Consider the following 19,598-nt stretch of genomic DNA (forward strand, 5'->3'; position numbering starts at 1 on the left):
CCGTGACGGAGTCCCAGGCGCCGCCGGCGGCGCCTGGGACTCCGTCACGGCGGGCGGCGGGGTGGCCGTCGGATCGTCGGCATGGGCCGGGCCGGACAGCGGCAGCAGGGCCAGGGCGATCGAGCACACGATCAGGGGGCGAAGTCGCACGCGTCCTCCGAGAGGGGATGATCTCGGAGTTTATGGCGATTTGCCCGACAGGCACAGGGCTCCCGCGCGCTTTCTCACCGAACTTTCAGTGACGGCCGAGCAACCCTGTTCACCCCCTGTTCAACCACCGTGTTCAACCACCGGCGCCTCGTGCGCGAGCCAGACCGCGCCGAGCGGCGGCACCCGCAGCGTCGTCGAGTGCGGCAGCCCGTGCCACGGTTCGTCACCCGCCTCCACCATGCCCATGTTGCCCACGCCGCTGCCCCAGTAGTCGTAAGCGTCGGTGTTGACGATCTCCGTCCACCGGCCGGCGTACGGAAGCCCGAGCCGGTAACTCTCGTGCGGCCCGCCACTGAAGTTGACCACGCACGCCACCGCGGACCCGTCGGTCCCGTAACGGACGAACGAGAACGTGTTGCCCGAAGCGTCGTCGGCGTCGATCCAGCGGAACCCCTCGGGCGTGTGGTCCTGCTGCCACAGTGCGGGGGTCTCCTTGTAGACGCGGTTGAGGTCGCGTACGAGCCGCTGCACGCCCTGGTGCCCGTCGAACTCCAGCACCCACCAGTCGAGCCCGCGCTCCTCCGACCACTCCGAGCCCTGGCCGAACTCGCTGCCCATGAACAGCAACTGCTTGCCCGGATGGGCCCACATGAACGCCAGCAGCGCCCGCAACTGCGCGAACCGCTGCCACTCGTCGCCGGGCATCTTGCCCAGCAGCGAGCCCTTGCCGTGCACGACCTCGTCGTGCGACAGCGGCAGCACGTAGTTCTCGGAGTACGCGTACAGCAGCGAGAACGTCATCTGATGGTGGTGGTACTGGCGGAAGATCGGCTCGTGGCGCAGGTATTCGAGCGTGTCGTGCATCCAGCCCATGTTCCACTTGAACCCGAAGCCGAGACCGCCCAGATGCACCGGGCGCGACACCCCCGGCCAGGCCGTCGACTCCTCGGCCACGGTCGAGATGCCGGGCGCCTCGCGATAGCACACGGAGTTCATCTCCTTGAGGAACTCCACCGCGTCGAGGTTCTCCCTGCCGCCGTAGACGTTCGGCGTCCACTCGCCTTCGCGGCGCGAGTAGTCGAGGTAGAGCATCGACGCCACCGCGTCCACCCGCAGCCCGTCGACGTGGAACTCCTTCAGCCAGTAGAGGGCGTTGGCCACCAGGAAGTTCCTGACCTCCCTGCGACCGAAGTCGAACACGTACGTGCCCCAGTCCGGATGTTCGCCCCTGGCCGGGTCGGCGTGCTCGTACAGCGGCGTGCCGTCGAAGCGCGCGAGCGCCCAGTCGTCCATGGGGAAGTGGGCCGGCACCCAGTCGAGCAGCACCCCGACGCCACGCTGGTGCATCAGGTCCACGAACCGGCGGAAATCGTCAGGCGTGCCGAACCTGGCCGTCGGCGCGTAGTAGGACGTCACCTGGTAGCCCCACGAGCCCCCGAACGGGTGCTCGGCCACCGGCATCAACTCCACGTGCGTGAATCCCAGGTCGGACACGTACGCGGAGAGCTGCTCGGCCAGCTCGACGTACGACAACCCCGGCCGCCACGAACCCAGGTGCACCTCGTAGATGCTCATGGGGCCGTGCTGCGGCTGCCTCTCACGCCGCTCGGCGATCCACGTGTCGTCCTCCCAGGCGTGTTCGGACCTGTCCACCACGGACGCCGTCATCGGCGGCACCTCGGTCCGCCTGGCCATCGGGTCGGCCTTGTCGCGCCACATCCCGTCGGCGCCGAGAATCTGGTACTTGTACCGCTCGCCCACCCCGAGCCCGGGAATGAACACCTCCCACACCCCCGAACGCCCCAGGGAGCGCATCGGGTAGGCGGTGCCGTCCCAGTGGTTGAAGTCGCCGACGACCCTGATGCCGCGCGCGTTGGGCGCCCACACCGCGAACGCCGTGCCGTCGACGTCCTCGTGCTCCATCACGCGGGCGCCGAGCACCTCCCAGAGCCGCTCGTGCCGTCCCTCACCGATGAGATGCAGGTCCACCTCGCCGAGCGTGGGCCAGTGCCGGTAGGGATCACGCATCAGGTACGGCTCCGCGCCGGCGTACTTGACCCTCAGCGCGTAGCCCGGGACCTTGTCGAGCCCGGGGACGGTGACCTCGAACACGCCGTGGGCCTGGTGTTTCATGCCGTGGGCCGTGCCGTCGTCGAGCACCACCTCGACCCGCTCGGCCAGCGGCCGCAGGGCGCGGAAGACCGTCCCGCCCGCCACGGGGTGCGCTCCCAGCACGGAGTGCGGATCGTGATGCGCCCCGCCCGCCAGGCGGTCGAGCTCTGTCCTCATCGGCATACTCCCCACCTTGCCCCATGATGACCGTCCATCCCAGGCACTGCCCCCTATCACCGAGACAATCACCGAAAGTGCAAAATCCGGGTTCATCCACAAGGCGGAGCTCAGAGTCTTTTCCCGTTCTTAACCCGGCATACCGTCCGGCCGATCGTGACGCGGCCGGACGCACGACCCGCTCCAGCGGCGCGCCCGCGGATGCTCTGAGCGCCGCGGCATGGGCAGAGCGCAGTCGATGACCTGCCGGTCAGGCAGGTTCGGTGGTGAAGTCCCACCGGGTGTGGCTGAACCCGCCCGTCTTGCCGAACCCCAGCGCCTGTGCCGGGCTGACCTGGTACACCAGTGGTTCGTGCCCATGCATGCGGAAGATGCCGTCGTCGTCGACCTCGGCGGCCCAGACGCTGCCGTACTTGGCGGTGTGGGCATCGGCCACCCGGCGCAACACCTGCCGGTCCCGCACCAGGACGGCGTCGCCGTGCAGGACGATGTCCAGGCCGTCGGCCCACCGGTTGCAGCCGGTGGTCACCGCGCAATGTGGGCCGGCCGCGAGGTTCTTCGCCTTCTGCTCCTCCGGTCCGCAGGAGAAGTAGAAGGCGTCGTCCAGCCAGACCCCGACGACCGGAGTGACGTGTGGTCGCCCGTCGGGCCGGACGGTGGACACCCAGAACAGCTCCGCATCCCGGAGGTGGGCGACGGCGTCCGGCCACGGGGTGGGCTGGGCGTCGTCGCTGCTGTACCGCGGATCGATGGTGGTTTCGGGTGTACGGACCACGGTTCCCCCTCGCCTTCGGTTCCGGTGAACCACACTAGTCACCTCTGCTACCCCGATCCCGAGGGTCCGGAACAGGCTCGCCGCTGGTTCGCCGACCTGCGCGATCACGTGTGATCCCAGCTGTCGATGGCGGCTGCGACGCAATCGAGCGGCACGTTCCTCGAGGGCCCAGCCACGGTCGATCGAGACGTTGTGGAGTCCGGCTTCGACCTACCCGAGATCCTTCGCGCCTCTGGCGTATTCGGCCGCGCGCTTCAACTCTGGGCTCTGTCTCGCATCCGCGGCCAGCTCACGCAGGTCGGCGAAGCGCACGGGCGGGAGCGTGGCGGTTTCCGCTCCCTCGCCGCCGAACTCGACGCCCTCACACCACTGATCGACGACCAGCACCGCCGCCAGGCGTCGGCGACCTGGTCCATCGACGAACCCACCTGGAACGAGCCGCCCGAGGGACTACCCGCGAAGGCGTCCGGTGAGCCCTCTAGCGGGGGCGGAAGGCCGCCAGGGGGATCGGCAGCCACGTGGGCCGGTTGCGGGCCTCGTAGATCACCTCGTACACGGCCTTCGACAACTCGAACGCCCTCAGCAGCACCGCGTCCCCGCGCGTGATGACGCCGCCGCCCTCGGCGTACCCGTCGAGGAACGCGGCCCTGTTGCGGTCGGCCCACTCCTGGGCCCGCGGCTCCAGCGCCTCGGCCTCGGGGTGGCCGGCCAGCAGGTGCCTGGCCGCGTAGTCGAAGGAGCGCAACATCCCCGCCACGTCGCGCAGCGGCGACGACAGCGCCCTGCGCTCGGTCAGCGGCTGCCCCGGCTCGCCCTCGAAGTCCAGCACCACCCAGTCCGTCGTGGTGCGCATCACCTGGCCGAGGTGGTAGTCGCCGTGAACACGCTGCACGGGCACCTCGTTGGTGAGCAGCTCCACCTGGTGGTAGACGTGCTCAATGCCGGTCACATGATGCCGCAACGCGGGCACTTCGGACACGGCGCGGCCGAGCCGGCGTCTGAAGCCCTCGGCCATGCGCTTGACCTCGTGGGTCTCGATGACGTCCGTGGGGAAGGCGGCGGCCAGCTCGCGGTGCACGCGGGCGGTGGCCGTGCCCAGCCGCAGCGACTCGGCCGCGAAGTCCCCTCCGGCCTCGGACGCCGGAACCTCGGGCAGCGAGGCGTAGAGGTCGCGCACGCTGGCCAGGGCGAGGTCCCAGCCGTCGTTCGCGGTGGACAGGAACTCCTGCATGAACGCGAGCGTGGTGCCGGTGCCGTCGAGGTCGGTCTCGATCCATCCGTACGGCTGCGCGATGTGCGGCGCGTTCCTCGCGGCCAGCGCGGTGACGATCTCCAGCTCGGGGTTGACGCCGGGGATGAGGCGGCGGAACAGCTTGCAGATGTAGGCGTCGCCGTACACGAGAGAGGTGTTGGACTGCTCGGCGCTCAGCACCACGCTGCGCGGCTCGGTGTCGATGGCGGCGCCGGGGACGTGGCGCATGCGCAGGCCGCAGCGTTCCTCGTCGCGGGCCATCCCGTCGAGCAGCCAGTCCGTGCGCACGGCGTCGTGCACGGCGTCGTAGAGGTAGACGTCGCCGATCGTGCCGATCAGCGCGTGGGTGAGCCGGTCGGGGAGCGAGGGACGCTCCCCGAGCAGCACCTGGTAGCGGTCGCGCGAGCCCTCCTGCCAGACGGCGACGATCAGGTGCCGGAGCCCGAGGGTCAGCTCGATGTCCGAGTCGATCGACAGATCGTCGATCGGGCGCCCCTTGCCGCCGAACCAACGCTGGCGGCCGATCCATGCGGCAAGGAGCTCGTCAAGCACGTCCTACTCCTCCTGGATGACGGCCGGCGGGAGTGTGAACCAGTAGAACCCATGCCCGGGAAGCGTCAAAAGATACGGAAGTTCGCCAATTGCCGGGAATGGGACCCCACCCATCGTCTCAACGGGAGCGACACCGACGAACCTGCGCAGGTCGAGCTCGACCGGCTGCGGGAAGCGCGACAGGTTGTTCACGCACAACATGCGGTCGTCGCCCAGCTCGCGGACGAACGCCAGCACACTGGGGTTGGAGGAGTTGAGCTCGGCGTAACCACCCAGCCCGAAGACCGGGTGCCGCTTGCGGATCTCGATCATGCGCTTGGTCCAGTGCAGCAGCGAGCCGGCGTTCTTCTGCTGGGCCTCGACGTTGATGGCCTGGTAGCCGTAGATCGGGTCCATGATGACCGGCAGGTAGAGCCGCCCGGGGTCGCAGTCGGAGAAGCCGGCGTTGCGGTCGGGGTCCCACTGCATGGGGGTGCGCACGCCGTCGCGGTCGCCGAGCCAGATGTTGTCGCCCATGCCGATCTCGTCGCCGTAATAGAGCACCGGGGAGCCCGGCAACGACAGGAGCAGCGCGGTGAACAGCTCGATCTGGTTACGATCGTTCTCCAGCAGGGGGGCCAGGCGGCGGCGTATGCCGACATTCGCCCGCATACGGGGGTCTTTGGCATATTCGGTGTACATGTAGTCGCGTTCCTCGTCCGTGACCATCTCGAGCGTGAGCTCGTCATGGTTGCGGAGGAAGATTCCCCATTGGCAATTTTCCGGAATTTTCGGCGTTTGGGCCAGAATTTCGGAAATGGGGTAGCGCGATTCCCGGCGTACGGCCATGAAGATCCGCGGCATCAAGGGGAAGTGGAATGCCATGTGGCATTCGTCCCCGCCACCCACCGGGTCGCCGAAATACTCCACTACGTCCGACGGCCACTGGTTCGCCTCGGCGAGCAGCACCCGGTCGGGGAAGAGGCGGTCGACCTCCGACCTGATCCGCTTGAGGTACTGGTGGGTCCTCGGGAGGTTCTCGCAGTTGGTGTTCTCCTCCTCGAAGAGGTACGGCACCGCGTCCAGCCGGAACCCGTCGATGCCCAGGTCCAGCCAGAACCGCAGCACCTCCAGCATCGCGTCCTGCACGGCCGGGTTCTCGTAGTTGAGGTCGGGCTGGTGGTGGAAGAACCGGTGCCAGTAGTACTGGCCGCGCACGGGGTCGTAGGTCCAGTTGGACGTCTCGGTGTCGATGAAGATGATCCGGGCGTCCTGGTACTTCTCGTCGGTGTCGGACCACACGTAGAAGTCGCCGAACGGGCCCTCGGGGTCGTGCCGCGACGCCTGGAACCAGGGATGGGCGTCGCTGGTGTGGTTCATGACGAGGTCGGCGATGACGCGCATGCCGCGCTTGTGCGCCTCGTCCACGAGCTTCACGAAGTCTCCCAGGTCCCCGAACTCGGGCAGGATCTTCATGAAGTCGGCGATGTCGTAGCCGCCGTCACGCAGCGGCGACTCGTACAGCGGCAGCAGCCACAGGCAGTCGACGCCGAGCCATTGCAGGTAGTCGAGCCGGCTGATGAGCCCGCGGATGTCGCCGGTCCCGTCGCCGTTGGAGTCGGCGAAGCCCCTGATCAGGACTTCGTAGAAGACCGCGCGCTTGTACCAGTGGGGGTCGCGCGGCTTTTCCTCGTCAAATGTGTTGGGAATGGGTGTGATGCTCATGAGCCGCCTCGCAGGGTGCTCATGAGGGAGGCGCTGTCACACACGTTGAAGACTCCCCGCTGAATTCAGTTCTACCGTGGCGCGGCTCGTACGGTGAGAATATGGGCAGGCTGGATGTGCGGGTCGAGGCGTACATAGTTGCTCTGTCTCCAGCGGTACGACTCGCCCGACAGTTCGTCGTCGACGACGAACTCCGCGTTCCAGTCGAGACCGATGGCGGGCAGGTCGAGATCTACGGTCGCCTCATGGGTGTGGTGTGGATCCAAGTTGACGACCGCCACTACGACATCGCCCAGCCCGTGCCTTCGTGTGGCCGGGTCATAGGCGCCCGGTAGCCGTTTGGACAAGCAAACGATGTCCGGTTGATCGACCCTGTGGAACCGTAGGTTACGCAATTCCTGCAGTGCCGGATGCGCTCTTCGGAACAAATTCAGATGAGTGATGAAGGGAGCCAGACTACGTCCCTCGCGTTCGGCTGTAACCCAATCGCGAGGCTTGTACTGATATTTTTCGCTATCCAGGTATTCTTCGCTACCCGGGCGTACCGGTACGTTCTCCCCCAGTTCATACCCGGAGTAGACACCCCAGGCCGGCGACGTCAGCGCGGCCAGCACCGCCCTGATCTTGAACGCCGGGCCGCCGCCGTGCTGCAGATATTCGTGCAGGATGTCCGGCGTGTTGACGAACAGGTTCGGCCGCAGGTAGTGCGAGGTCTCGTGGGCCAGCTCCGACAGGTAGCCCTCCACGTCGTACTTGGAGTTCTTCCACGTGTAGTACGTGTACGACTGGTGGAAGCCGATCTTGGCCAGCGCGCGCATCATCGCCGGCCGGGTGAACGCCTCCGACAGGAAGATCACGTCGGGATCGGTCGTGTGGATGTCGGCCAGCAGCCGCTCCCAGAACATCACCGGCTTCGTGTGCGGATTGTCCACCCGGAAGATGCGCACCCCGTGCCGCATCCAGTGCAGCAGCACCCGCTTGACCTCGGCGTAGACGCCCTCCGGGTCCTTGTCGAAGTTGACCGGGTAGATGTCCTGATATTTCTTCGGCGGGTTCTCGGCGTACGCGATCGACCCGTCCGCCCTGATCGTGAACCACTCCGGGTGCTCCTTCACCCACGGGTGGTCGGGCGAGCACTGCAGCGCGAAGTCGAGCGCCACCTCCATGCCCAGCTCTCCGGCCCGGCCGACGAACTCGTCGAAGTCCTCCAGCGTGCCGAGGTCGGGGTGCACGGCGTCGTGACCGCCGTCCTCCGACCCGATCGCCCACGGCGAGCCCGGATCGTCGGCCTCGGGGTTGAGCGTGTTGTTGCGGCCCTTGCGGTACGTCGTGCCGATCGGGTGGACGGGCGGCAGGTAGACGACGTCGAAGCCCATCTTGGCGATCGCGGGCAGCCGCTTGGCGGCGGTCTGGAAGGTGCCGGACTTGGACACGCCGAGCTCGTCGACGACCGCGCCCTCCGACCGGGGGAAGAACTCGTACCAGGAGCCGTAGAGCGCCCTGCGGCGGTCGACCCTGATCTTGTGCGACCTGGACCTGGTCACCAGCTCGCGGAACGGGTGGGCCTGCAGCAGCGCGGCGGTCTCGGGGAGCTGGGCGATCGACAACCGCGCCCGCGGATCGAGCTCCTCGTCCCGCAGCGTGGCGGAGATCGACAGCAGCGCCGCGCGGTGCCCGCACGCGCTCTCGCCGTTGCCGTTCTGCCTGCGTTGCCCGTTCGCGCCGGCGTGCCCCTCCTGGGCCGGCCGGTCGTGCGCGCAGTCGGCCACCCGCACGGCCCTGGCGGCCCGCTCGAACAGCCGCGCGCCCTCCTCGCACATGAGGTCGACGTCCATCCCGCGCGGGATCTTGATCTCGGCGTCGTGCAGCCACGTTCTGATCGGATCGCTCCACGCCTCCACGCGGAACAGCCAGTCGCCCTCGGCCGGCAGGCACACCTCGACGCCCCAGCGGTCGGTGCCCGGCGCCAGCTCGCGCATCGGTCTCAGCCGACCGCGCTGCCCGTCGGGCGCGGTCAGCACCACGCCCGCGGCCACCGCGTCGTGGCCTTCTCTGAACACGGTCGCCGAGACCTCGAAGGTCTCGCCGGCGACCGCCTTGGCGGGCCACTGCCCGCAGTCGACGACGGGGGAGATGTCCGTGATGGGAATTCGTCCGATCATCGCATTCAAGGGTTTGCGGCGGCACACTCGGTGCCGCCGGAGGTTTTCCGTGGATGCACACGCTGTTGCCGGTGGTCCGCTGGAGGCGGCCTCCCTGGCAGTAACGATCCTTGCACGTTATTTCTGGACAGCAGCGGATAGACCTCCCGAGTGTGTCCGTGGGAGGGCCAACAAAGAGGAAAGTTGCCCCAATGGTGGCTCTTCATGCTTGTTCCTGGAAGGGGTTTGAACGGCCTTCATGAGGGTGAAGGACTGAGAGGTCCCTCCTAGCCCGTAGGGTGCAGAATCGTGAGAGCTATCCGCCGGTTTACCGTCCGCACCGTCCTGCCCGCGGAGCTGGCCGCCCTCGGCGAGCTCGTGCACAATCTCCGCTGGTCATGGCACCCGGAGACCATGGACCTCTTCTCCGAGGTCGACGCCGACCTCTGGGAGCGGGTCGGGCACGACCCCGTCGCCCTGCTCGGCGCGGTCACCCCCGCCAGGCTGTCCGAGCTGGCCGCCGACCGCCGGTTCCTGCGCCGCCTCGCCGACGCCGCCGACGACCTGCGCGAGTACATGACCTCGCCGCGCTGGTACCAGACGCTGCCCGACGGCGCGCGCGCCATCGCCTACTTCTCCCCCGAGTACGGCATCGCCGCGGCCCTCCCGCAGTATTCGGGCGGTCTCGGCATCCTCGCGGGAGACCACCTCAAAGCCGCCAGCGACCTGGGCGTGCCGATCCTCGCGGTCGGCCTGCTCTACCGTCACGGCTACTTCACGCAGTCGTTGTCGCCCGAGGGCTGGCAGCAGGAGCACTACCCGTCGCTCGACGCCGGTGGGCTGCCCCTCAGCCTGCTCAAGGACGCCGACGACACACCGGTCAAGATCCGCATCGGGCTGCCGGACGAGCGGATGTTGCACGCTCAGGTGTGGGTGGCGCAGGTGGGCCGGGTGCCGCTGCTGCTGCTCGACTCCGACGTGGCCGACAACGACACCCCCGCCCGCGACGTCACCGACCGGCTCTACGGTGGCGGCACCGACCACCGGCTCATGCAGGAGCTGCTGCTGGGCGTGGGCGGTGTGCGCGCGATCAGGGCGTACTGCAAGAGCGTCGGGCATGCCGAGCCCGAGGTGTTCCACACCAACGAGGGCCACGCCGGATTCCTGGGCCTCGAACGCATCCGCGAGCTGACCGAGGCGCGGCTCTCCTTCGACGAGGCGTGGGAGGCGGTGCGGGCCGGCACGGTGTTCACCACGCACACGCCCGTGCCCGCCGGGATCGACCGCTTCCCCGTCGAGATGATCGAACGGCACTTCGGCGGATCGAACGCCTGGCCCACCGTGCCCGTCGATCGCATCCTGGCACTGGGCGCGGAGTCCGATCCCCACCGGTTCAACATGGCCGTCATGGGCATGCGCCTGTCGCAGCGCGTCAACGGCGTGTCCCGGCTGCACGGGCAGGTCAGCAGGGAGATGTTCAAGGACCTCTGGCCGGGCTTCGACCTGGACGAGGTGCCGATCGGCTCGATCACGAACGGCGTGCACGCCCCCACGTGGGTGGGGCGCGAGTTCATGGAGCTGGCCGACCGCGAGCTGCCCTCGCTGATCGAACGCGCCCGCGGCTGGGACGGCATCCAGAAGATCCCCGACGGCGACATCTGGCAGATCAGGGGAACGCTGCGCAGACAGCTCGTCGAAGGCGCCCGCGTGCGGCTGCGCCGGTCATGGCGCGAGCGGGGGGCGTCCGACGCCGAGCTGGGGTGGATCGACGACGCGCTCGACCCCGACGTGCTCACCATCGGGTTCGCCAGGCGCGTCCCCTCCTACAAGCGGCTCACGCTCATGCTGCGCGACCCTGAGCGGCTCACCGAGCTGTTGCTCGACCCCGACAAGCCGGTCCAGATCGTGATCGCGGGAAAGGCCCATCCGGCCGACGAGGGCGGCAAGAAGCTTATCCAGCAGATCGTCAAGTTCGCCGACCAGCAGAAGGTCCGCCACCGCATCGTCTTCCTGCCCGACTACGACATGGCGCTCGGCCGCCTCATGGTGCAGGGCTGCGACGTGTGGCTGAACAACCCGCTGCGCCCGCTGGAGGCGTCCGGCACGTCCGGGATGAAGTCCGCGCTCAACGGCGGGCTCAACCTGTCCATCCGCGACGGCTGGTGGGACGAGTGGTACGACGGCTCCAACGGATGGGCGATCCCCACAGCGGACGGCGTGACCGACACCGACCGCCGCGACGAGTTGGAGGCCGCCGCACTCTACGACCTGATCGAGCACGAGGTGTCCGACCGGTTCTACGACCGTCCCGGCGACGGGCTGCCCCGGCGGTGGATGGAGATGGTCAAGCACACGCTGGCCTCGCTCGGGCCGAAGGTGCTCGCCGGGCGCATGCTGCGCGACTACGTCGTGACCCTGTACAACCCGGCGGCCGGCGCGGCCAGGGCGCTGTCCGCCGACGGGTACGCCCCGGCGAAGGCGTTCGCCGCCTGGCGGCTGCGGGTCGCCAAGGCGTGGCCGGGCGTCAGGGTCGAGCACGCCGAGGCCACGGGCGTGGGCGACACACCGGAGGTCGGGTCGTCCATCGAGCTGCACGCCACGATCGCGCTCGGCGACCTGGAGCCCGCCGACGTGCAGGTCGAGGCCGTCTACGGCAAGGTCGGGCCGCATGACGAGCTGGTGCGTCCCGCGTACGCGAAGCTGGAGATGGCGTCGGCGGAGGACGACGGGCGGGCGCACTACACCGGGGTCGTCCCGCTCGACCACACGGGCGCGTTCGGCTACACCGTGCGCGTCGTACCGCACCACCCGCTCGTCGTCACCCCGGCCGAGCTGGGCCTCATCACGGTGCCCGAGGAGCCCGCGGGCATGACGAACGGGACTCTGCGCTAACCAGCCGCTCGGGATCCCGGCGCAGGCGGCATAATCGGGACCGTGGACGACAGCGGCAACGGCCTGCGGGCCGACACTCTGGTGGCCACGGTCCGCGGTGTGCTGCCATCTCTGACGCCTGCCGCCCAGACCGTCGCCCGCCTCATTCTCGAAGATCCAGCGACGGTGGCGCGGAGCACCATCACGGAGCTCTCCGCCGCCTCCGGCACCAGCGAGGCCACGATCGTGCGCACGGCGCGGCTGCTCGGCTTCGCGGGCTATCCGCAGCTCCGGTTAGCCCTGGCGGCCGCCGCCGCGCAGCCCGACCGGCTGGTGCCCGGCGACCTGGCCCCCGACGATCCGCTGTCCGAGGTCATCCACAAGGTGGCGCGGGCCGAGTCCGAGGCGATCAACGACACGGTCGCGCAGCTGACCTCCGAGCGGCTCGGGCTCGTGGTCGACGCCATCGTCGGCGCGCGGCGGATCGACGCCTACGGGGTCGGCGCCTCGGGGCTGGTGGCCGGCGACTTCGCCCAGAAGCTGCTGCGCATCGGGCTGTCCAGCCACGCGTTCCAGGACGCGCACCTGGCGCTGACCAGCGCGGTGCTGCTGAAACACGGTGACGTGGCGCTCGGCGTCAGCACCTCGGGGGAGACCCCCGACGTGATCGAGCCGCTGACCCGGGCCGCCGAGGGCGGGGCCACGACCGTCGCCATCACCAACAACCCCCGGTCCACCATCGCGGAGCTGGCCGAACACGTGCTGATCTCGGCCGGGCGCGAGACGGAGTTCCGTCCCGGCGCCCTGGCCAGCCGGATCAGCCAGCTCCTCGTCGTCGACTGCGTGTTCGTCGGCGTCGCCCAGCGTACGTTCGACTCCTCTCAGGAGGCGCTTGCGAGCACCAGGCGCGCCGTCAACGCGTTCACCCGGCGAACGTCACCCGCACGTCGTCAGCCTTGACGAACATCACGCGGTGGCCGAACTGGATCTGCAGGTACTTCGCCCTGCCTCGCACCACCGTGTGGTCCTCCGGGTCGAACGTGACCGCCCGGTAGTACTCCGTCGCGGCCGGCCCCGCGAGGGTGTACTTCTCGCCGGCCGAGAACGTGTACTGCAGCGGGGTCACCTCCTGGTAGGGGATGCCCTCCGGGTAGGCCTCCGCCTCCGGGTACGCCCGGCCGTAGACCGGGACCGTCGCCTTGCCGGGCTTGGGGGTGACCACCAGGCCCATGGAGGGCACGGCCGTGGGCGCGCTCTTCGGGTTGTGGAACCAGGCCTTCTGGCCGAGGTACCAGATGGCGGTCCAGTCGCCCTGGCGGCCGGCCACGGCGAAGCGCTGGCCGGTGCCGGCTCGGGCGCTGTGATCGTACACGCTGTAGAGCGACTCGCCCGTGGGGTGCTTGCCGATGTCCTTGACGAGCGGGGCGTCGTCGCGCGGCTCGGTGCGGAGCCAGACGGTGCCGGCGGGGAGGGGCGGGCAGTCGGCCTCGGGGTTCTGGCGGTCGCAACCATAGAAGTACGGCCTATTCGTCGCGAAGTCCGGCTTTATCATGATCGAGCCGGACTTGGGGCTGCCGAGGCCGTGCAGCGGCGCGCCCATCAGCTGGAAGTAGTGCGCCCAGTCCCAGAACGGGCCCGGATCCTCGTGCATCTGCCTGACCGTGGTCGGCAGCGTGCCGGGGACGTTGTCATGGCCCAGGATGTGGGCCCGGTCCATCGGGACGCCGTGCCGGAGCGCCAGGTAGCGGACCAGGCGGGCGGAGGAGCGGTACATCGCCTCGGTGTACCAGGTGCCGCCCTCGGCCAGGAAACCCTCGTGCTCGATGCCGATGGACTTGGCGTTGACGTACCAGTTGCCGGCCTGCCAGGCGACGTCCTTGGCCTTGATGTGCTGGGCGATGTGGCCGTCGGTGGAGCGGACGGAGTACTGCCAGCTGGCGCCGTAGGCAGGGTCCTGGTTGAGGCGGATCGAGGGCAGGAAATATCCCTCCATGTCGTGAATGATGATGTACTCGATCTTCTGACTGAACGGGCGGTTCGCCAGGTCGTAGTGGCCGTAGTCGTCGCCGGGAAGCTCCTGGTACGCCGACGGGATCCACTCGCACGAGATCGACGCCGGGCACTCCACGCCGTCGGTCCTCGGCTTGCGCAGCCCGAGCTTGTCCAGCCACTTCTCGATCTTCGTGAGCCCGGGGACGGGGGCCAGTGCGACCTGGTGCCCGTCGTCCGTCGTCCGCGCGGCGCCCTCCTTGATCGTCGCGAAGACCTCGTCGGCGAAGAACCTGGCCGCGCCCGCCTCCTCGGCGCCGGAGTATTTCGCGACGGCGCCATACCAGTCGCCGGGCTCGTCGCTCAGCGGCGCGCCGAGCGCCTTCTGGTAGTCCGCGAGCAGCGCCGCGCCGCCGCGGATGTTGGCGGCGGCGTCCGTACGCAGCCGCTCGCGGCTCTCGCCGGTGAGCTCGGCGGCCTTCTCGATCGTGCGGAGCGAGGAAGGAAGGTCGGCGGGTGCGGGACGCGCGCTCGGGGCGGGCAGGGGCCGGCTGTCGTCGCCGCGCGCGTCCTCCTCGCCTTCGTGGTGGTGGTTCGATCCGGTGAAGGCGGCGGCGTCGGTCAGGTGCATGGGCCCGAACCCGGCGTCGCTGGACGGCCGGCCGGCGTGGGCGTCCCAGCGCGACTCCAGGTAGGAGACGCCGAGCAGCACGCTCTCGGGCACCTGGAACTCCTCGGCGGCGGACGCGAAGGCCGCCTGACGGCCTGCGGGTTCCTGGGCGTGCGCCGCTGTCACGGTGCTTAACGGCAGGACGGCGACGAGGGAGATCGCCAGTAGTCTGCGCATGAACCACTCCTTGAGGGCTGGGGGTGCGTGGTGGGGTTCAGCGTCTCAATATTTTCCTTCGCAGGCGAGATCTTTGCGAAGAGATTCTTCATTCCTTGCGGGGAGCGCCGCTCAGCTGTCGTTGGTCAGGCTCAGCACGAGTGCCCACTCGTCCGTGACCAGGACCCGGTCCTCCCACAACGCCGCGTACCACCCGGCCGGCCGATGCGTGACCCGGCCCGCGCCTCGTACGGTCCCGAGCGTGTCCTCGATGATCTCCAGCACCCACTCGACCAGGAACTCCGGCTCCTTGCGGGCCGCACCACGGAACAACCGGTGGAAATGCCCCATCCGATGGGCCGCCTCCCGGACCTCGCTTCTCCAGTCTTCGACCGGGTCGACCCCCGTCACCCGCGTCACGTCTCCGTAGGCCGCGACGGCCGCCGCCGTCAAGTCCGGCCCCGGGCACCGCACGGGACCGTGGACGTCCATCCAGAACACGAAGGACGAGCCTCGCAGCGCGTCCAGCCGCTCAGCCGCACGCTCGACCTCCTCCACGAGCGCGTGAGCCTCCACTGCCATGGCCGCGCCCTCCCTTCCTGAGATCTGGCCGGGTCGATCCCGCGGACTGACCGGGACCATACGTTGGGTTCGCCCCAGTCTGGCGGGTGCCGTGCCTGGCCGTGAGGTCAGCGCCCGACTTCGCTCTCCGCCGCGGGAGGGAAGCCGTCCACGCCTCGCCCGGACCACCGGGGGACCAGCCAGAGCGTGAGCGGAGCGGACACCAGCGCGACCACGCAGGCGGCGTTGAGCGCGGCCGGCATGCCGAACAGTTCGCTCACGGCGGGCCCCGCGAAGGCGCCGAACATCGTCGCGGCGGCCTCCATGGTGAGGAACGCCGCGGTGACGCGGCCGAGCAACCCCTCAGGCGTCGTCCGCTGCACCCAGGACTGCACGGACACCAGCACGGTCACCGCCGGCAGCCCGAGCAGCAGGGCGGCGACCAGCGCGAGGGGCAGCGCGGTGCTGTTGAACAGCAGCGCGAACGCGGCCGCGACGAGTGCCTGGCCGGCGGCGACGGTCGTCCTGGCGGAGTGGCGGTCGGCCAGCCTGTGGCTGAGGGGAGCGCCGAGGAGGAAGCCGAGCCCCAGCGCGGACAGCAGGTAGCCGACCTCCACGCTGCCGCCGAGCCGGGTAACGCCGAACGGCACGAGGAGGGCGGTGAGCGCCGCGTTGGCCAGCAGGTAGAGGCTGTTGGTCGCCAGCAGACCGCGGGTCGCCGCGGCTTGCCCTATATGGCGCAGCCCCTGGCCGATGCCGCGAGCTCCGGCAAGCACATTGCGTGAGGCCGTGCCGGGGTCGCGGGGACGGGCCGAGGTCATGGCGATGGTCGCCGCCGACAGCAGCCCGGCGGCGGCGCTGGCCGCGACGACCGCGCCGATGCCGTTGAACGCGAACAGCAGCCCGCCGAGCGGCGGGCCGCCCAGCCCGATCACACCGGTGGTGACCGCACTGAGCGCGTTCGCGCTCGTGAGGGCCGGTCCGGTGCCCACCACGGCGGGGATGTGGGCCTGGGCGGCGGGACGGAAGAACACGGCCGCGGTGCCCTGCCCGAGCACGGCCACGTAGACGAGCCAGATCGTCTCGGGTGTCCTGGCGAGCAGCGCCACGCTGATCGCCAGGACGTGCACGAGGTCGGTCGCCACCATCAGGCGGCGGCGGTCCCACCGGTCGGCCAGCACCCCGGCGAACGGCCCCAGCAGGAGTGAGGGCAGGTACTCGAAGGCGAGGGTGACGCCCGTGGCCAGCACCGACCCGGTGACGGCGAAGACGTGGGCGGGGATCGCGACGACCAGCATGCTCGTCCCGAGCCCTGCCACCGCCCGGGCCGCCCACAGCAGCCGGAAGTCCCGCACCCGCAGAGCCCGCAACATCTCCCACCCCGATGGCTTGTATTCTCACAAAATAGAAAGGCCAATCTACTATTCTGTCAAGATATGAGCGTGGACCATGCGGAATTGGGCCGGCGGTTGCGCAGCCGGCGGGCGGCACTCGGCAGGACCGTCGCGTCGGTGGCCACCGACGCCGCGCTGTCGGTGCCCTACGTGGCCAACCTGGAGAACGGCCGGGGCAACCCCACCCTCTCCGCTCTCGACCGGCTCGCCGAGGCCCTCGGCACCCGGCTCGTGCTCACCTTCGCCGACCCGGGCACCGAGCCGGCCACGGGCTCGGGCACGGGGGAGGCCGCGCCGGCGCCGCCGCCGTCGCTCGTGGAGTTCGCGGAGACCCGGAGGTTCCGGCGCGCGGCCGGATCCCTGGCCGCGCTGCTGGGCGAGGAGGACGGCGCGGTGCGGGCCAGGCTGGTCGGCGCGCTCGCCGCCGTCGCCGTACCGCTCGACCGGGACCTGCACGAAGGCGACTGGCAGCGGCTGCTGGACGCGATCGTGCTGATCCTCGGCCACCCGTCCTCCTGACGGCCGGCGCTCACTCCAGAGACGGTCCCGAGGAGCCGTTCCCGCCCAGGCGATCACGGCCGCAGGACGCCGCTCACTCGGGGTGCCCGCCGTGCCAGGAGCGCCACAGCGCGGCGTACGCGCCGCCCGCCGTCACGAGCTCGTCGTGCGTGCCGAGCTCGGTGAGCCTGCCGTCCCGCAGCACGGCCACCCGGTCGGCGTCGTGGGCGGTCTGGAGGCGGTGGGCGATCGCGATGACGGTGCGCCCGGCGAGCACCGCGGCCAGCGCGCGCTCGGTGTGCCGCGCGGTGCGCGGGTCCAGCAGGGCGGTGGCCTCGTCGAGGATCAGCGTGTGCGGGTCGGCCAGCACCACGCGGGCCAGGGCCAGCTGCTGGGCCTGCGCGCCGTCCAGCCGCTCGCCTCCCGGGCCCGGTTCGGTGTCCAGGCCGTCGGGTAGCTCGTCGATCCAGCTCGCGCCGACGGCGGCCAGCGCGGTGCGCAACTCGTCGTCGGTGGCCTCGGGCGCGGCGATCCGCAGATTGTCGCGTACGGTGCCGAGGAACACGTGATGTTCCTGGGTGACGAGCATGACCCGCTCGCGCAGCCGGGCGGGGTCGAGCCCGGCGACCGGCACCCGCCCGACGGTCACGGAGCCGGCGCGCGGGACGTCCATGCCCGCCAGCAGCCTGCCCAGGGTGGTCTTGCCCGCGCCGGACGGCCCGACGACGGCCAGCCGCTCCCCGGGCCGCACCGTCAGGTCCACCCCGTGCAGGACGTCGGGGCCGCCGTCGTACGCGTAGTGCACACCGGACACCTGCAGCCGGTCGTCGGCCGGCTCGGGGGCGGCGGCGTCGTGGTCCGCCCGAGGGGCCAGGCCGGCGCCCTCCACCCGGGCGAAGGAGGCGGCGCCGCTCTGGAGGCGTTCCATGTTGAGCAGGATGACGTCGAGCGGCTGGGAGAGCTGGCGCAGGTAGAGCGCGGCGGCGACCACCGTGCCCAGGGTCACGGCGCCCTGCCCGAGCAGTACGCCGCCGACCAGGAGGACGGCGACCACCGGGATGGCGTAGGAGACGTCCACGATGGGGAAGAGCACGCTGCGCAGGAACAACGTCCGGGTGCGGGTCGCCCGGCACCGGCCGATGGCCTCCTGGCAGGTCTCGAGGCGGCGCCGCCCCAGCCCCAGGGCCTCCACCGTGCGGGCGCCCGCGGTGGTGGCCGCGAGCTGCTCGGCGAGCTCCGAGTTGGCGGCCCCTTCGGCGAGGTAGGCCGGCACCGCCCGGCGCATGTACCACCGGGCGGCGAACCAGATGCCCGTCAGCCCGAGCACGCCGCACCCGCCGAGCAGCGGGTCGAGGACGACGACCGCGCCCAGCACGAACACGGCCTGCACGCTTGCGATCAGCACGTCGGGACCCGCGCCGCGCAGCATGGTGCCCACCGCAGCGACGTCGGCGGTGCCGCGCGTGGTCAGGTCGCCCGCCCCGGCGCGCTCGACCACCCCCACCGGCAGTGCGAGCACGCGGCCGGTGAACTCCTCGCGGATGCGCGCCAGCGTACGCTCGCCGAAGCGGTGGCCGATGAGGCCGGCGTAGCGGGCCAGCAGGAACTGGGCCAGCGCGAGGCCGAGGAGCGCGAGCGCCAGCCGGTCCACGGTGGCGACCCCGGCGCCGTTCTGAACCTCGTCGATGATGCGGCCGAGCAGCCACGGGCCGGCCAGCCCCGCGGCGGAGGCCAGCGCGTTGAGCACGACCATGACGGAGAACGCGCGCCAGTCCAGGCGGATGAGCCGGAACGCCGCCCTGCGCAGCCGGGAGGAATCGGCCACCGGCAGGGCGCCGCCCGTCGTCGGGCCGTCTCCGTGCCGCCCTCGCTCCCCGGACACCGGCGAGCCCGTCATCGGACCGCCTCCCTGCTGCCCTCGTCCTCCCTGGCCACCAGCGCGCGATAGCCGGGCTGCCCGCCCAGGAGCTCGCCGTGCCCGCCGGTCGCCACGACGGACCCGCCCGCCAGGTAGTGGACGGTGTCCGCATGGGCCAGCACGAGGGGCGACGTGGTGGTCACGACCGTGGTGCGGCCTGCTCGCACCGCGCGCAGCCGGGCCGCGATCGTCGCCTCGGTGTGCGCGTCCACGGCCGAGGTGGGCTCGGCCGCGAGGAGGATCTCGGGGTCGGCCAGCAGGGCCCTGGCCAGGCGTACGCGCTGGCGCTGGCCTCCCGACAGGTTGCGGCCCTGCGCGTCGACGCGCGCGTCCAGCCCGCCGGGCAGGCCGCGGACGATGTCGTCCGCCATGGCCGCGTGGACGGCGAGGCCGATGGCGTCGTCGTCAGGGTCGAGCCTGCCCGCGACGACGTCGCGCAACGTGCCCGCGAACAGGTCGGCCTCGTTGTCGGCCACCAGGATCCGCTCACGGAGCCGCGCCGGGTCGATGTCGCTCAGCCGGATCCCGCCCCAGGTCGCGGAGGGGCCGGCGAACCCGCCCAACCGGTCGAGCACCGCCGTCGCCTCCGCCGGGCGGGCGCTGACCAGGGCGGTCAGCCGTCCCGGCACGATCTCCACGCCTGAGACCGGATCGCACAACACCGACATGGGGGCGGGC

The 19,598-nt window shown here is 70.3% G+C and carries 14 protein-coding genes; 3 read left to right on the top strand and 11 right to left on the bottom strand.

Annotated features, from left to right (window positions below; translation table 11 throughout):
* Positions 1-270 precede the first annotated feature (270 nt).
* The 6 genes from glgB to E1294_RS43555 form a co-directional block, all read right to left on the bottom strand.
* Positions 271-2,439, bottom strand: coding sequence for a 1,4-alpha-glucan branching protein GlgB (glgB, locus tag E1294_RS43535; RefSeq protein ID WP_132517259.1), 2,169 nt, complete (start codon positions 2,437-2,439; stop codon positions 271-273).
* A 250-nt stretch (positions 2,440-2,689) separates the two neighbouring features.
* The gene (locus E1294_RS43540; RefSeq protein WP_220448277.1) at positions 2,690-3,214 is read right to left on the bottom strand and encodes a pyridoxamine 5'-phosphate oxidase family protein; all 525 of its coding nucleotides are present in this window, start codon (positions 3,212-3,214) and stop codon (positions 2,690-2,692) included.
* Between the two features lie 210 nt (positions 3,215-3,424).
* Complete coding sequence (locus E1294_RS53565; protein ID WP_165977809.1) at positions 3,425-3,601, bottom strand: hypothetical protein; 177 nt, start codon at positions 3,599-3,601, stop codon at positions 3,425-3,427.
* Between the two features lie 91 nt (positions 3,602-3,692).
* Complete coding sequence (locus E1294_RS43545; protein ID WP_132517238.1) at positions 3,693-5,018, bottom strand: maltokinase N-terminal cap-like domain-containing protein; 1,326 nt, start codon at positions 5,016-5,018, stop codon at positions 3,693-3,695.
* 3 nt (positions 5,019-5,021) lie between these two features.
* Positions 5,022-6,722 carry a maltose alpha-D-glucosyltransferase gene (gene treS, locus E1294_RS43550; protein ID WP_132517240.1) on the bottom strand — a complete coding sequence of 567 codons (1,701 nt, stop codon included), beginning with the start codon at positions 6,720-6,722 and terminating at the stop codon, positions 5,022-5,024.
* 71 nt (positions 6,723-6,793) lie between these two features.
* Positions 6,794-8,884 (bottom strand): alpha-1,4-glucan--maltose-1-phosphate maltosyltransferase, encoded by a 2,091-nt coding sequence (locus tag E1294_RS43555; RefSeq protein WP_132517242.1) that lies wholly within the window; start codon positions 8,882-8,884, stop codon positions 6,794-6,796.
* 288 nt (positions 8,885-9,172) lie between these two features.
* Here E1294_RS43555 and glgP point away from each other — a divergent pair, with 288 nt between their 5' ends.
* Both glgP and E1294_RS43565 read left to right on the top strand, forming a co-directional pair.
* Positions 9,173-11,755: an alpha-glucan family phosphorylase gene (glgP, locus tag E1294_RS43560; RefSeq protein ID WP_132517244.1), complete on the top strand. Its 2,583-nt coding sequence runs from the start codon at positions 9,173-9,175 to the stop codon at positions 11,753-11,755.
* Between the two features lie 42 nt (positions 11,756-11,797).
* On the top strand, positions 11,798-12,694 hold the full coding sequence (locus tag E1294_RS43565) for a MurR/RpiR family transcriptional regulator (protein ID WP_132517246.1): 897 nt from the start codon (positions 11,798-11,800) through the stop codon (positions 12,692-12,694).
* Here the strand turns inward: E1294_RS43565 and E1294_RS43570 are convergent.
* The 3 genes from E1294_RS43570 to E1294_RS43580 all read right to left on the bottom strand — a co-directional run bounded on the left by E1294_RS43570 (position 12,657) and on the right by E1294_RS43580 (position 16,483).
* On the bottom strand, positions 12,657-14,570 hold the full coding sequence (locus E1294_RS43570) for an N-acetylmuramoyl-L-alanine amidase (RefSeq protein WP_132517248.1): 1,914 nt from the start codon (positions 14,568-14,570) through the stop codon (positions 12,657-12,659). The genes E1294_RS43565 and E1294_RS43570 overlap by 38 nt on opposite strands.
* A 111-nt stretch (positions 14,571-14,681) precedes the next feature.
* Positions 14,682-15,131 (bottom strand): hypothetical protein, encoded by a 450-nt coding sequence (locus tag E1294_RS43575; RefSeq protein WP_132517250.1) that lies wholly within the window; start codon positions 15,129-15,131, stop codon positions 14,682-14,684.
* 107 nt (positions 15,132-15,238) lie between these two features.
* A complete protein-coding gene (locus E1294_RS43580) occupies positions 15,239-16,483 on the bottom strand; it encodes an MFS transporter (protein ID WP_132517252.1) in 1,245 nt (414 codons plus the stop codon).
* Between the two features lie 63 nt (positions 16,484-16,546).
* Here E1294_RS43580 and E1294_RS43585 point away from each other — a divergent pair, with 63 nt between their 5' ends.
* On the top strand, positions 16,547-17,023 hold the full coding sequence (locus E1294_RS43585; RefSeq protein WP_132517254.1) for a helix-turn-helix domain-containing protein: 477 nt from the start codon (positions 16,547-16,549) through the stop codon (positions 17,021-17,023).
* A gap of 73 nt (positions 17,024-17,096) precedes the next feature.
* Here E1294_RS43585 and E1294_RS43590 read toward each other — a convergent pair whose 3' ends face one another.
* Together E1294_RS43590 and E1294_RS43595 are read right to left on the bottom strand one after the other, a co-directional pair.
* Positions 17,097-18,899, bottom strand: coding sequence for an ABC transporter ATP-binding protein (locus E1294_RS43590; RefSeq protein WP_132517255.1), 1,803 nt, complete (start codon positions 18,897-18,899; stop codon positions 17,097-17,099).
* A partial coding sequence (locus E1294_RS43595; RefSeq protein WP_132517257.1) for an ATP-binding cassette domain-containing protein occupies positions 18,896-19,598 on the bottom strand: 703 nt, incomplete at its 5' end. The genes E1294_RS43590 and E1294_RS43595, both read right to left, overlap by 4 nt.

The sequence above is a fragment of the Nonomuraea diastatica genome, from assembly GCF_004349015.1.
In the GTDB taxonomy this organism is placed as follows: Bacteria; Actinomycetota; Actinomycetes; order Streptosporangiales; family Streptosporangiaceae; genus Nonomuraea; species Nonomuraea diastatica.

Coding starts and splice junctions, on each gene's coding strand:
- glgB (WP_132517259.1), bottom strand. CDS start 2,439: ATGAGGACAGAGCTCGACCGCCTGGCGGGCGGGGCGCATCACGATCCG.
- treS (WP_132517240.1), bottom strand. CDS start 6,722: ATGAGCATCACACCCATTCCCAACACATTTGACGAGGAAAAGCCGCGC.
- E1294_RS43555 (WP_132517242.1), bottom strand. CDS start 8,884: ATGATCGGACGAATTCCCATCACGGACATCTCCCCCGTCGTCGACTGC.
- E1294_RS43570 (WP_132517248.1), bottom strand. CDS start 14,570: ATGCGCAGACTACTGGCGATCTCCCTCGTCGCCGTCCTGCCGTTAAGC.
- E1294_RS43575 (WP_132517250.1), bottom strand. CDS start 15,131: ATGGCAGTGGAGGCTCACGCGCTCGTGGAGGAGGTCGAGCGTGCGGCT.
- E1294_RS43580 (WP_132517252.1), bottom strand. CDS start 16,483: ATGTTGCGGGCTCTGCGGGTGCGGGACTTCCGGCTGCTGTGGGCGGCC.
- E1294_RS43585 (WP_132517254.1), top strand. CDS start 16,547: ATGAGCGTGGACCATGCGGAATTGGGCCGGCGGTTGCGCAGCCGGCGG.
- E1294_RS43590 (WP_132517255.1), bottom strand. CDS start 18,899: ATGACGGGCTCGCCGGTGTCCGGGGAGCGAGGGCGGCACGGAGACGGC.